The organism is Lonepinella sp. MS14434 (assembly GCF_042468235.1).
Taxonomy (GTDB): domain Bacteria; phylum Pseudomonadota; class Gammaproteobacteria; order Enterobacterales; family Pasteurellaceae; genus Lonepinella.
Genome location: NZ_CP170386.1, coordinates 1,620,483 through 1,634,716, shown reverse-complemented (window position 1 = coordinate 1,634,716; position 14,234 = coordinate 1,620,483). Strand labels below are relative to the sequence as shown.

Here is a 14,234-nt window from a genome sequence, read left to right as displayed (position 1 = left end):
AAGAATACTAAATCATCAGCCTATACAGTTACTTCTCCAGTTAGAAGAATGAGATAAAAGAATACCATCAAATCACAAGGCATTTCTTGTGGTGTTTCTTAGGTATTCAACACAAACACGTTGAGCCTACCTGATTTTCAGGTTGGCTCTTTGTCGTGCTTTGAATACCTTGTGATACACACAAGGAACGCTTATGCCACAACATTTTTTACTCTCTCATCAATTTCGCAACTTATCACTTGCTAAAATTGCCACACTTTCCGATAGCGATATTCTCACGTTGCTAAAAACCGCTCGTTGGGGAAAATCTGATAACCAAAATCAGGTTGTCTGCCCACGTTGTCATACTGAACATCAAGCCTATTTCATTGCCAGCCGTAAACAGTGGCAATGCAAACATTGAGGCTATCGTTTTTCTATTACGTCAGGCACAATTTTTCAATTTCACAAACTCTCATTACGCCAAATTCTACTGGCGTTATACCTTTTTACTACAGAAAACAAAGGACTAACAGCCCTAAAACTCTCCCATCAACTGAACGTGCAATACAAAACGGCTTGGGTATTACTACAAAAATTCCGTGAAACGTTAAACTTAACAAAAGATTTAACGCCATTACAGGGTGAAGTACATATAGACGGCTGTTATGTAAACCATTATATTCGCCCACGCAATTTTAAGCATAAACGGATTGATAGACGTGCAAAGCGACATCAGCGTAAAGATAAGGCTTGCGTAATGGTTTTTCGTCAAAAAACCGCCAATCAGGACAATTTCAAAGGGGGAGATAAAAGCATTGTGGCACTAATCAAAGAAGAAAATAGTGAAGATGTACAAGCGCTGACTCACGCTCTCGTTAAACCAAATAGCAAAATTTGTGCTGATGAAAATCCAGCCTATGACAATTTGATTTATCACTACGATTTATGGCGAGTAAATCACTCGCAAGAATATTGCTCTATAGATAGCATCACAAATAATTTAGCGGAATCCTTTTTCGCTCGTTTTCGGAAACTACAAAAAGGCATACACCACAAATTAAGTAATAAATATATGATGCTATACGCCAATGAAACGGCTTGGCGTGAAGATAATCGTAGAAAATCTGAACAAGAGAAATTTGACGATTTATTGCTCCGCAGTTTAACAACTAAGCCACTTAAAGATTTTATCGGATATTGGCAGGGTAACAAGAAAGGTAAACCAAAATTTGGGCTAGAGAGTGTGGTGGCGAATGATACGAATTATTTGGCTGTGGCGTAAAGATCCCCTGTTGGTACAGGGGATAGAGTGGGTTTTAGGCTTTGTGCATTTGCTACATAATACCGTATAGTAATTGGCTTTAACCCACTTTTTTGAATTATGAATAAAAAATTGCCCTTTTTGCCAAAATCCGTCAATTCAGAGATATGGCATTCAAAATAATATTCAACGCTATAAATGCACATCTTGTAATAAAACTTTTTCCTTAACAAAGAAATTAAATCCAATTAAAATTTGGCAAGATTACACCGAAGGAAAACAATCTTATAAACAGCTTGCCGAGAAATATCATTGTTCAGTAAGAACGATTCAAAGATATTTATTAAAAGCCCCTAAAACCCCGTTAAATTCGCCACAAAACCATTATTTAAACTTAATTATAGATAACCTTCTTTGGTAGAAAATTTGGCATAATGGTCTTTATGGATTTACATACAAAAAAGGTCATTTATCATCAAATAGTGAAAACAGAAAAATCTGTTTATTATGCCGTGGCAATAAATAAATTCAGAGAAAAAGGCTATGTAATACAATCAATTACCTGCGATGGTAAAGGTGGATTGTTGAAAGACATTTTTAACACACCAATCCAGTTATGCCAGTTTCATCAAGTGGCTATAGTCACGAGAAAATTAACGATGAATCTAAAATCAGAAGCAGGTAAAGCCTTCAAAGGATTAGTCACTCAATTAAAATCAAGCCTAAAAAATGAATTTTATCGTGAATTACATGATTGGTATTTAAAATATAAAGAGTATATTAATGAACGGTCTGAATATCCAAATGAAAAAGGTTATTATCCATTTAAATATCGCAAATTAAGAAGTGCTTATAGGAGTTTATTACGTCATCAAGATTATTTATTTACCTTTGAGAAATATCCTGAATTAAATATGGATAAGACGACAAACCGCATAGAAAATTTATTTGGTAAACTTAAAGGAAAACTTATTGTTCATCACGGATTATCTAAGAAGAATAAAATTATGTTTATAAAGGATTTTTTAAATAAATATAGTTGATTCTAATTATTAAAAATAATCAAAACCAACTATTTTGTCTACTAGGGCATAGTGTATAAAAAACTGCCAACTATTTTGTCTACTATGCCTAGTTTTGGGGTAGTTTGAATTTGGGCTAAATCCTTATGGTATAAGGCTTTAGCCCATTTTTAGCAATTATTTTGTCTATTAAGTTCCCTCAAACGCAGTGATTTACTGTAGTGTGTTACGTTTTATGTGTTCATTATCCTGCATTCTGCTTTAATGCGTACTAGGACTAGGGTACAGTTCATCCAGTTCCAACTCGATGTCGCCGATTTTGATGCTGTCAGTGAAAACTGCGGTTATTTTTTAAATGTTTTACCCTTTCCATTTCTCAAACAAGGGTGAATTAACCACATTTTCCACCTTATCAAAAGCAATCATTTTGCCGTTTTCTATTAAGATGACTTGCTCTGCCAATGTTGTGAGTTCATCAATACTATGGGTGACATACAAAATTGGAATAGCGATTTGTTGAGCGAGGTTTTCTAAATAGCTTAATAACTCTTGTTTACGCGGTAAATCAAGGGCGGATAAGGGTTCGTCCATCAGCAACATTTCAGGTTGACTTAATAAGGCTCGTCCAATGGCGACTCGTTGTTTTTCCCCGCCAGATAGGCTGATTGGGTAGCGATTAAGCAAATGTTCGATGCCGAGTAGTTGCACAATTCGGTCAAATTCCACCGCACTTTTTCCGCTTTTAGCTTTCATTGCATAACGCAAATTGCCTTTTACGGAATAGTGTGGAAATAAACGTCCATCTTGGAATACATAGCCCATCTGGCGTTTATTGGGTGGCAGGCAGATGCCGTTATCGGTATCCACTAACACTTTGTCATTGAGTTTAATATAGCCTTGGTCAGGGTGAATTAAGCCACTGATTAAATTAATCACGGTGGATTTTCCCGAACCTGATAAGCCAAAAAGTGCGGTGACATTTTGGCTTGGAATTTGGGCGTTAAGTTGTAATTCAAAATTGCCTAAGCGTTTACTTACATTAATTTCTAACATTAGATTGCCCCAATTTTTGTTGTGTCCGTTTGGCGAGCCATTCGGAAATAATCAGCGAGAGTAACGCAATAATAATGGAAATTAAACAAAGGCGAGCTGCTGCACCCTCGGCATTTGGGGTTTCGATAAAGGAATACATGGCGAGTGGTATGGTTTGCGTAACATTGGGAATGTTAGACACAAAGGTAATGGTTGCCCCAAATTCACCAAGGGAACGAGCAAAGCCTAAAATCATACCCGCCAAAATACCTGGGAAAGCTAAAGGTAAGGTGATGGTGTAAAAGGTTCGCCATGGTGAAGATCCGAGTGTTAGTGCGGCTTGTTCAAGACGCATATCAATGCTTTCAATGGCTAAACGGATAGAACGTACGACTAAGGGAAATGCGACCACGGCGGAAGCCAAAATAGCACCGTTAAGGCTAAATCCAAAGGTAAAACCAAACCATTGCGAAATATATTTACCGATAAACCCATTGCGTCCCATGGAAATCAGTAGTAAGTAACCGATTACCACAGGCGGTAACACAAGCGGTAAATGAACAATGCCGTTAAGTAAGGATTTACCCCAGAACGTTTTGCGAGCTAATAACCACGCAATCGCAATCGCAAAGGGTAATGCCCAAATATTCGCCCAAAATGCCACTTTTAGGCTTAAAATAATGGCATTTATTTCAGAGGGGGATAGTTTTATATAGTCAATCATATAGCAAATTTAGTTATAAAAAATACGGGCAGAACCCGCATTTTAGCTGAATTATTTACGCACAATCGGAGGAACAAATCCTAAGCCTAAATCCCACGGCTGTTCAATCCACGTATTTTGCGGAATATCAATGACGTAATCATCGACTAATGATGCACCAGCAGGTTTGGCAAAAACCGTGACAAATTTTGCTTTTGGATACATTTTGCGAATTTCACGAGCGGTGTTGCCTGTATCGACTAAATCATCGACTACGATAAAGCCTTCACCATCCGTTTGAGCAGCGTGTAAGACTTTTAATTCGCCTTGTTGATCATGATCGTAGCTTGAAATACACACGGTTTCAACGTGACGTAAACCCAATTCACGTGCTAATACGGCAGCAGGAAATAAACCGCCACGGCTGACGGCAATAATGCCTTTCCATTGTGTTGCTGGTAATAAACGCTCAGCTAGTTTGCGAGCGTGCATTTGGAACATATCCCAAGTGACAACATATTTTTCACTCATAATTTTACCCTTAACTGATTTGAGAGAAATTTAAAAATTGCGTAAGGATACCATTTTCCCCGTAGTGAATACCAGAATTTTTATTTTTTACACCGCACTTTTTGCGAAAAATAATAGAAATATCAGGAATGTTTGTACAAATCCAGAAATTGATCCATAATTGAAAGGTTTTTTAAGGAGAATTTATTATGTCAGATATTCAAGTATTACAACCAAAACGTTTATGGCAATGGTTTGATCGCCTTTGTGCCATTCCACGTCCATCACATCACGAAGAAAAAGTTGCAAAATTTATTGTGGATTGGGCGAATGAGAAAGGTTTTTTTGTAGAACGTGATCAAATTGGTAACGTATTAATTCGTAAACCTGCCACCACAGGTATGGAAAATCGTCAAAAAGTCGCCTTGCAAGCCCATCTGGATATGGTACCGCAAGCCAATGAAGGTTCTACCCATAATTTCTTAACCGATCCAATTTTACCTTATGTTGATGGTGAGTGGGTAAAAGCCAAAGGGACAACCTTGGGATCAGATAATGGAGTCGGTTTGGCATCAGCATTAGCGGTATTAGACAGTGAAGATTTAGCCCACCCAGAATTAGAAGTATTGTGTACGATGACTGAAGAAGCTGGCATGGACGGGGCGCATAATTTAAAAGCCAACTGGTTGCAATCAAGCCTGATGATTAATACTGATACAGAAGAAATAGGTGAGGTTTATATTGGTTGTGCTGGTGGTGAAGATGCGAAAGTAAGTTTACCGATTCAACGGGAGAAAAATACTTTTACTAAGACCTATCAAGTTTCTTTAAAAGGGTTACGTGGTGGTCACTCAGGCAGTGAAATTAATACAAATCGAGTGAATGCGATTAAATTATTTGCTCGTTTCTTAGCAAATATTGAACAAACTCAAGCCTTTCCATTTGCTTTAGCGGAAATCCGAGGCGGCTCGGTGCGTAATGCCATTCCACGTGAAGCATACGCGATTGTTTGTGTAGATGATGAAAACGCCTTAAAAACTGCGGTGCAAAATTTCCAAGATTTTTTGCAGAATGAACTGGCTATTGCGGAACCGAAAGCGATCATTTCGGTTTTATCAGTGGATAATCCAGAAACTATTTTTGATCAAGCCTCCACTCATAAAGCAATACATTTGCTTAATGCTTTGCCGAATGGGCTAGATCGTTATAGTGATGTCGTTGATGGCGTGGTGGAAACATCAAGCAGTATCGGTGTGTTAAAAACCGAAGACGATGAAGTAACAGGGCTGATTTTAATTCGCTCTTTAGTCGAAAGTGGTAAGCAATATGTGGCAAGTTTATTGTCGTCTTTGGCATCTTTATGTGGTGCAACAGTAACACTTTCTGGCAATTATCCTGGCTGGGAACCTCACCCAGATACCGATATTTTGCGTTTAACCCAACGCATTTATGCGGAAATATTAGGTGTTGAACCAACCATTAAAGTCATTCATGCAGGGTTGGAATGTGGCTTAATTAAACAGGCTTATCCAACGATGGAAATTGTGTCTTTTGGACCAACTATTGAGAATGCTCATTCCCCTGATGAGAAAGTGCATATTCCTGCTGTACAAATTTATTGGGAGCTATTGACCAAAGTATTGGCGAATATTCCAGAACAAAAATAAACAGAAAAATTCGGGGCAGCTAAAAATTTGATATGAAAATAGTGAAGAAAGTGATACAATCGCTCGTTCTTAAAAATGTCCCGAATTTTATATTTCATTGATAGGTTAATTTATGGCTCTTGTAACCGAGAAAAAGAAAAATGCACCTGAGCAAACAACAGGGCAAAAATCCGTTGGTTTAAACCGTTTATTATGGTTATTAGCTATCGTTGTAATCATTGTCGCTGCGGTAGGTAATATTTATTTTGCAGAACAGTATTCAACCGCTATTCGTGTGGTCGGTATTGTTGTATTAATTGCCGTTGCTTTAGGCTTGGCAGCTATTACTAATCAAGGAGCAAAAGCTCTCGCTTTCTTTAGTGATGCTCGTGTTGAAATGCGTAGAGTAGTTTGGCCAACGCGTTCCGAAGCAATGCAAACCACATTAATTGTGGCAGGCGTGACGGTAGTTGTTTCATTAATTTTATGGGCGTTTGACAGCATTATTATTAGCGTCCTTGATTTCTTAACCAACTTGAGATTCTAATCCTATGACAGAAACGACAACAGCTAAAAAACGTTGGTATGTATTACAGGCTTTCTCTGGTTTTGAAGGTCGAGTAGCCACAACATTGCGTGAATATATTAAGTTAAACCACATGGAAGATCAGTTCGGTGAAGTGCTTGTACCTACCGAAGAAGTGATTGAAAACGTGGCGGGTAAACGTCGTAAAAGCGAACGCAAATTCTTTCCAGGCTATGTGTTAGTGCAAATGGAAATGAATGATTATACATGGCAGTTGGTACGTAGTGTGCCACGTGTGATGGGTTTTATTGGCGGAACCCCAGATAAGCCCTTGCCAATTAGCCAACGTGAAGCCGATATTATTTTAAACCGAGTAGAACAAAATGCGGATAAACCACGTCCTAAAAACACTTTCCAACCAGGTGAAGAAGTGCGTGTTACTGAAGGTCCATTCGCTGACTTTAATGGTACCGTGGAAGAAGTGGATTATGAAAAAGGTCGGGTTAAAGTATCTGTGTCTATTTTTGGTCGTGCGACACCAGTTGAGCTTGAATTTGGTCAAGTAGAAAAAGCTCACTAAATTTACTGCACTTTCTTATTCTCAGAGCAAAGTGCGGTATTATTTTCTAAAGTTTTGTTGATTTTATCAACCTTAGACTTGAAATCTCGGTTGTATTTGATTAAAATGCAACCCTTTTTAACGCTTGCATTCGCAAGGAAACACACAGGGGAGCTGATTTTCAGCGTTATCACCCAAATATAAGGAAACTTAAAAATGGCAAAAAAAGTCCAAGCCTACGTTAAGCTACAAGTAGCAGCTGGTATGGCTAACCCATCACCACCAGTTGGTCCTGCATTAGGTCAACAAGGTGTGAACATTATGGAATTCTGTAAAGCATTCAACGCTCGTACTGAGAGCTTAGAAAAAGGTTTACCAATTCCAGTTGTAATTACTGTTTATGCAGACCGTTCATTCACATTCATTACTAAAACTCCACCAGCTGCAGTATTATTGAAAAAAGCTGTAGGTATTAAATCTGGTTCAGGTAAACCGAACAAAGATAAAGTGGGTACAGTAACTCAAGCACAACTTCGTCAAATCGCTGAAACTAAAGCAGCCGATATGACTGGTGCAACTATCGAAACCAAAATGAAATCAATCGCTGGTACTGCTCGTTCAATGGGCTTAGTGGTGGAGGAATAATACAATGGCTAAATTGACTAAAAAAATGAAAGCAATCAAAGCTGGCGTAGATTCTACTAAAGCGTATGAAATTAACGAAGCCATTGCAGTATTAAAACAATTTGCAACCGCTAAATTCAAAGAAAGCGTTGATGTGGCAGTAAACCTAGGTATTGATCCACGTAAATCAGACCAAAACGTGCGTGGTGCCACTGTGTTACCACATGGTACAGGTCGTGAAGTGCGTGTTGCAGTGTTCACTCAAGGTGCTAATGCAGAAGCAGCGAAAGCCGCTGGAGCAGACCTAGTGGGTATGGAAGATCTTGCAGAGCAAGTGAAAAAAGGCGAAATGAATTTTGACGTTGTTATCGCTTCTCCAGATGCAATGCGTGTGGTTGGTCAATTAGGTCAAGTATTAGGTCCACGTGGCTTAATGCCAAACCCGAAAGTCGGTACTGTAACACCAAACGTAGCAGAAGCGGTTAAAAACGCTAAATCTGGTCAGGTTCGTTACCGTAATGATAAAAATGGTATTATCCATTCAACTATCGGTAAAGCGGATTTCTCTGCAGAACAATTAAAAGAAAACTTACAAGCACTTTTAGCAGCGTTAGTGAAAGCTAAACCAACCACTGCTAAAGGTATCTTTATCAAGAAAGTAAGCATCTCTACCACTATGGGTGCAGGTGTGGCTGTTGATCAGTCTTCACTTTAATTGATTATTTGGTTTGGAAAAGTGCGTTTTTTTACCGTACTTTTTTATAGAAATGACTTTACCAGCAGGTGAAAGTCGTCTATAATTGCCGACCTAATTTTGCTATTTATAGCGAAATACTGATGGTGCTTGCCTCATCAAGCCCCGTCCAAGACCGTCGGTGGTTACATTAAATAGGTAATCTTAATATCCAACGTAGATGGTGAACAGAAAAAGAATTTTCTGCTTCTGTACACCGAAGTCGTCCTAATGGTTTATATTCAAATAGCCTATTAGGTAGTTTAATTCCGAGAAATCGGAGTGTATTCAGGAGCTAAAAGCCAATGGCATTAAATCTTCAAGACAAACAAGCAATTGTTGCTGAAGTAAATGAAGCAGCCAAAGGTGCCCTATCAGCCGTGATCGCGGACAGCCGTGGTGTCACTGTTGATAAAATGACTGAGTTACGCAAAACAGCTCGTGAAGCTGGCGTTTCAATGCGTGTGGTTCGTAATACTTTATTACGCCGTGCAGTTGAAGGCACTGAATTTGAGTGCTTAAAAGATGCGTTTACAGGTCCAACTCTGATTGCATTCTCAAATGAACACCCAGGTGCTGCGGCACGTTTGTTCACTGAATTTGCAAAAACAAACAAAGAGTTTGAAGTTAAAGGTGCCGCCTTTGAAGGTAAATTGCAAGATGTGAACTTCTTAGCAACATTACCAACTTACGAAGAAGCGATTGCACGTTTAATGGGTACAATGAAAGAAGCTGCGGCAGGCAAACTTGTTCGCACTTTTGCAGCATTACGCGACAAATTACAAGAAGCGGCTTAATTTTAAAAGCACTTCTTAAATCGTTTATCAACTTATTTACTTTAGGAATTGATTGTTATGTCATTAACTAACGAACAACTAATCGAAGCGATTGCTTCAAAATCAGTATCAGAAATCGTTGAATTAATCGCAGCGATGGAAGAAAAATTCGGCGTTTCAGCAGCAGTAGCTGCAGCAGCTCCAGCAGCAGGTGCAGCAGGTGCGGCAGCAGAAGAAAAAACAGAATTTGATGTAGTTCTTGCTGAAGTGGGTGCAAACAAAGTTGCTGTGATCAAAGCAGTACGTGGTGCAACAGGTTTAGGCTTAAAAGAAGCGAAAGACTTAGTTGAATCTGCACCAGCTAACTTAAAAGAAGGCATTGCTAAAGCAGAAGCGGAAGCATTGAAAAAAGAATTAGAAGAAGCTGGTGCGAAAGTAGAAATCAAATAATTTTGATTGACACTTTTTCCACTTCGGAAACCAGATTTTCTGGGAAAGTGGCTGACGGAATACCGTCAGCCATTTTGTGCTATCAAGGTAGCATAAATAAAACCACCGTTTCATTGTCGATAAATTAAGTTAAATCAAGCTGTTAGCTTAATGACAATCCGCTCATCAGAAGTAAGGTTCAGAGTGCGGTATCTAACAAACGGATTCAAATCATTGTAACAGGTCGGCAAAAATTTTTATTTTTTCACCGCACTTTTAAACTGTTGCAATTCGGTCACACTAAAAAATTACAGAGGAACCCCAATGGTTTACTCCTATACCGAGAAAAAACGTATTCGTAAAGACTTCGGCAAACGTCCGCAAGTTTTAAATGTACCTTATTTATTAACAATCCAATTAGATTCTTTCGATAAATTTATCCAAAGAGATCCTGAAGGGCAACAAGGCTTAGAAGCCGCATTTCGTTCTGTATTTCCTATCGTGAGTAATAACGGTAGCACAGAATTACAATATGTGAGCTATAAGTTAGGCGAACCTGTGTTTGACGTGCGTGAATGTCAAATTCGTGGTACCACTTTTGCCGCCCCATTGCGTGTAAAATTACGCTTAGTCAGCTATGACCGTGATGCGGCACCTGGCACCATCAAAGATATTAAAGAACAAGATGTCTATATGGGCGAAATCCCATTGATGACGGAAAACGGTACTTTTGTGATCAACGGGACAGAACGTGTTATCGTTTCACAATTACACCGCAGTCCAGGTGTGTTCTTTGATAGCGACAAAGGTAAAACCCATTCATCTGGGAAAGTATTATATAACGCAAGAATTATCCCTTATCGTGGTTCTTGGTTAGATTTTGAATTTGATCCGAAAGATAACTTATTCGCTCGTATTGACCGTCGCCGTAAATTGCCAGCGACCATCATTTTGCGTGCCTTACACTATACGACCGAAGAAATCTTAGATTTGTTCTTCGAAAAAGTCGTATTTGAAATTCAAGATAATAAATTATTAATGGCATTAGTGCCAGACCGTTTACGTGGTGAAACCGCCAGCTTTGATATTGAAGCTAATGGCAAAGTCTATGTAGAACGAGGTCGCCGCATTACGGCTCGTCATATTCGTGCTTTAGAAAAAGACAATATCGATAAAGTGGAAGTGCCAACCGAATATATTATCGGTAAAGTCGCTGCCAAAGATTATGTGGATTTAGAAAGTGGTGAAATTATTTGCCCTGCTAATATGGAATTATCCTTAGAGCTATTAGCGAAATTAGCTCAAGCAGGTTACACCACCATTGAAACCTTATTTACCAATGACTTAGACTTCGGTCCATATATTTCTGAAACCTTACGCGTGGATCCATCTTATGACCGTTTAAGTGCGTTAGTAGAAATCTATCGTATGATGCGTCCGGGTGAGCCACCGACAAAAGAAGCGGCAGAAGGTTTATTTGATAACTTGTTCTTCTCGCAAGATCGTTATGATTTATCGGCTGTAGGTCGGATGAAATTCAACCGTTCTTTAGGCATTGAAGAAGAACACGGTAGCGGTGTATTAAGCAAAGAAGACATTGTGAATGTGATGAAAAAACTCATCGACATTCGTAACGGTCGTGGCGAAGTGGATGATATCGACCACTTGGGTAACCGTCGTATTCGTTCTGTGGGTGAAATGGCAGAAAACCAATTCCGTATTGGTTTAGTGCGTGTGGAACGTGCGGTACGTGAGCGTTTATCCTTAGGCGATTTAGATGCGGTAACACCACAAGATTTAATTAATGCCAAACCAATTTCCGCCGCCGTGAAAGAGTTCTTTGGTTCATCACAATTATCGCAATTTATGGATCAAAACAACCCATTATCGGAAGTGACCCATAAACGCCGTATTTCTGCTTTAGGGCCAGGTGGTTTAACCCGTGAACGTGCAGGCTTTGAAGTGCGTGATGTACACACCACCCACTATGGTCGTGTGTGTCCAATCGAAACCCCTGAAGGTCCGAATATCGGTTTGATTAACTCGCTTTCCGTATATGCTCGTACCAACGACTACGGTTTTTTAGAAACCCCATATCGTAAAGTGGTCGATGGTCAAGTGACCGAAGAAATTGAATATTTATCTGCCATTGAAGAAGGTAAATATGTGATCGCACAGGCGAACTCCAATCTTGATGAAAACTTCCGCTTTACCGATGCCTTTGTTACGGCACGTGGTGAACACGGTGAATCAGGGTTATATCGCCCAGAAGACATTCATTATATGGACGTTTCCACCCAGCAAGTGGTGTCAGTGGCGGCAGCGTTAATTCCATTCTTGGAACACGACGATGCGAACCGTGCCTTAATGGGTGCGAACATGCAACGTCAAGCCGTTCCAACGTTACGCTCCGATAAACCATTAGTCGGTACAGGGATGGAAAAACCGATCGCTCTTGACTCCGGTGTGGCTGTGGTAGCAAAACGTGGTGGGACAATCCAATATGTGGACGCCTCTCGTATCGTGGTGAAAGTCAACGAAGATGAAACCATTCCAGGTGAAGCAGGGATTGATATTTATAACTTAATTAAATACACCCGTTCTAACCAAAACACTTGTATTAACCAAATTCCTTGTGTGAACTTGGGCGAACCAGTGGGGCGTGGTGAAATTCTTGCCGATGGTCCATCAACTGACTTAGGTGAATTGGCATTAGGTCAAAATATCCGTGTGGCATTTATGCCTTGGAACGGTTATAACTTTGAAGACTCAATGTTAGTGTCTGAACGTGTGGTGCAACAAGATCGTTTTACCACCATTCACATTCAAGAATTATCTTGTGTGGCACGTGATACCAAACTCGGTTCGGAAGAAATCACCGCTGATATTCCAAATGTGGGTGAAGCGGCGTTAAGCAAACTGGATGAATCAGGTATTGTGTATGTCGGTGCGGAAGTGAAAGGCGGCGATATTCTGGTCGGTAAAGTGACACCAAAAGGTGAAACTCAATTAACCCCAGAAGAAAAATTATTGCGTGCGATTTTCGGTGAAAAAGCATCTGATGTGAAAGATAGCTCACTTCGTGTACCAAATGGCACATCAGGTACGATTATTGACGTGCAAGTCTTTACCCGTGACGGTGTAGAGAAAGACAAACGTGCCTTAGAAATCGAAGAAATGCAACTCAAACAAGCGAAAAAAGACCTTGTGGAAGAGTTGGAAATTTTAGAAGCAGGCTTGTTCTCTCGTGTGCGTAACCTATTAATTGACGGTGGTGTAAGCGAAAAAGAATTGGATAAAATGGATCGTGCAAAATGGTTAGAACAAACCTTGAGCGATGAAGCGAAACAAAACCAATTAGAACAACTTGCCGAACAATATGAAGAATTACGCAAAGACTTTGAACACAAACTTGAAGTGAAACGTGGCAAAATCATTCAAGGTGATGATTTAGCCCCAGGCGTGTTAAAAGTAGTGAAAGTCTATCTTGCGGTGAAACGCCATATCCAACCAGGTGATAAAATGGCGGGTCGTCACGGTAATAAAGGGGTTATCTCAAAAATCAACCCTGTGGAAGATATGCCGTACGATGAAAACGGTCAACCTGTGGAAATCGTGTTGAACCCATTGGGCGTACCATCTCGTATGAACATCGGTCAGATTTTGGAAACTCACTTAGGTTTAGCGGCGAAAGGGATTGGTGATCAAATCAATGCAATGCTTAAACAAAAACAAGAAGTGGAAAAATTGCGTGGCTATATTCAAAAAGCCTACGATTTAGGTGGCGGTTCACAAAAAGTGGATCTCAGCACTTTCACTGATGAAGAAGTATTGCGTTTAGCCGAAAACTTGCGTAAAGGTATGCCATTGGCGACACCCGTATTTGACGGTGCTCACGAGAGTGAAATCAAAGAGTTACTACAATTAGGTGGCTTGCCGACTTCAGGTCAAATTACCTTATACGATGGTCGTACAGGGGAAAAATTTGAACGTCCAGTCACGGTCGGCTATATGTATATGCTCAAATTGAACCACTTAGTTGACGACAAAATGCACGCTCGTTCAACCGGTTCTTATAGTCTTGTTACACAACAACCGTTGGGTGGTAAAGCCCAATTCGGTGGTCAGCGTTTCGGTGAAATGGAGGTCTGGGCATTAGAAGCCTACGGTGCTGCTTACACCTTACAAGAAATGTTGACAGTGAAATCCGATGATGTGAACGGTCGTACGAAGATGTATAAAAATATCGTCGGTGGCACACATTATATGGAACCAGGCACACCAGAATCTTTCAATGTGATTATGAAAGAAATTCGTTCGCTTGGTCTTAACATTGATTTAGACGAAGAGTAAGCCGACAGGCAAATTATCCGCTAAAGTGCGGTTAAAAAAATCCAATTTTTTACACCGCACTTTGAATACGTTTAACTC

Annotated in this window: 11 protein-coding genes and 2 pseudogenes; 10 read left to right on the top strand and 3 right to left on the bottom strand. The window is 39.8% G+C overall.

All coding sequences use genetic code 11. The features are described 5' to 3' along the window. Window positions 1-193: 193 nt before the first annotated feature. Both O1Q79_RS07835 and O1Q79_RS07830 read left to right on the top strand, forming a co-directional pair. Window positions 194-1,264, top strand: a pseudogene (locus O1Q79_RS07835) (IS1595 family transposase). Window positions 1,265-1,686: 422 nt separating this feature from the next. Further along, entirely contained in the window at window positions 1,687-2,286 is a 600-nt protein-coding gene (locus O1Q79_RS07830) for a transposase (RefSeq protein ID WP_386691523.1), read from the top strand. Between the two features lie 345 nt (window positions 2,287-2,631). On the opposite strand, the pseudogene modC reads toward O1Q79_RS07830, so the two are convergent. The 3 genes and pseudogenes from modC to gpt form a co-directional block, all read right to left on the bottom strand. Next, window positions 2,632-3,318: pseudogene (gene modC / locus O1Q79_RS07825) on the bottom strand (molybdenum ABC transporter ATP-binding protein); the annotation flags it as partial. Next, complete coding sequence (gene modB / locus O1Q79_RS07820; RefSeq protein WP_386691521.1) at window positions 3,305-4,021, bottom strand: molybdate ABC transporter permease subunit; 717 nt, start codon at window positions 4,019-4,021, stop codon at window positions 3,305-3,307. The gene modB and the pseudogene modC, both read right to left, overlap by 14 nt. A 51-nt stretch (window positions 4,022-4,072) precedes the next feature. After that, window positions 4,073-4,531 (bottom strand): xanthine phosphoribosyltransferase, encoded by a 459-nt coding sequence (gpt, locus tag O1Q79_RS07815; protein WP_386689157.1) that lies wholly within the window; start codon window positions 4,529-4,531, stop codon window positions 4,073-4,075. Between the two features lie 188 nt (window positions 4,532-4,719). Here gpt and O1Q79_RS07810 point away from each other — a divergent pair, with 188 nt between their 5' ends. From O1Q79_RS07810 to rpoB, 8 genes are all read left to right on the top strand, one after another. Further along, window positions 4,720-6,177, top strand: a complete 1,458-nt coding sequence (locus O1Q79_RS07810) for an aminoacyl-histidine dipeptidase (protein ID WP_386691519.1) — start codon at window positions 4,720-4,722, stop codon at window positions 6,175-6,177. Between the two features lie 112 nt (window positions 6,178-6,289). Then, complete coding sequence (gene secE, locus O1Q79_RS07805) at window positions 6,290-6,703, top strand: preprotein translocase subunit SecE (RefSeq protein WP_386691517.1); 414 nt, start codon at window positions 6,290-6,292, stop codon at window positions 6,701-6,703. A gap of 4 nt (window positions 6,704-6,707) precedes the next feature. Further along, window positions 6,708-7,262, top strand: a complete 555-nt coding sequence (gene nusG / locus O1Q79_RS07800; RefSeq protein WP_386689163.1) for a transcription termination/antitermination protein NusG — start codon at window positions 6,708-6,710, stop codon at window positions 7,260-7,262. 195 nt (window positions 7,263-7,457) lie between these two features. Continuing rightward, window positions 7,458-7,886 (top strand): 50S ribosomal protein L11, encoded by a 429-nt coding sequence (gene rplK, locus O1Q79_RS07795; RefSeq protein ID WP_386689165.1) that lies wholly within the window; start codon window positions 7,458-7,460, stop codon window positions 7,884-7,886. 4 nt (window positions 7,887-7,890) lie between these two features. Further along, window positions 7,891-8,580: a 50S ribosomal protein L1 gene (gene rplA, locus O1Q79_RS07790; protein ID WP_386691515.1), complete on the top strand. Its 690-nt coding sequence runs from the start codon at window positions 7,891-7,893 to the stop codon at window positions 8,578-8,580. A gap of 323 nt (window positions 8,581-8,903) precedes the next feature. Continuing rightward, on the top strand, window positions 8,904-9,395 hold the full coding sequence (gene rplJ, locus O1Q79_RS07785) for a 50S ribosomal protein L10 (protein ID WP_386691513.1): 492 nt from the start codon (window positions 8,904-8,906) through the stop codon (window positions 9,393-9,395). Between the two features lie 57 nt (window positions 9,396-9,452). After that, a complete protein-coding gene (rplL, locus tag O1Q79_RS07780; protein WP_386691511.1) occupies window positions 9,453-9,824 on the top strand; it encodes a 50S ribosomal protein L7/L12 in 372 nt (123 codons plus the stop codon). 303 nt (window positions 9,825-10,127) lie between these two features. Beyond that, entirely contained in the window at window positions 10,128-14,156 is a 4,029-nt protein-coding gene (gene rpoB, locus O1Q79_RS07775; protein WP_386691510.1) for a DNA-directed RNA polymerase subunit beta, read from the top strand. Window positions 14,157-14,234 lie beyond the last annotated feature (78 nt).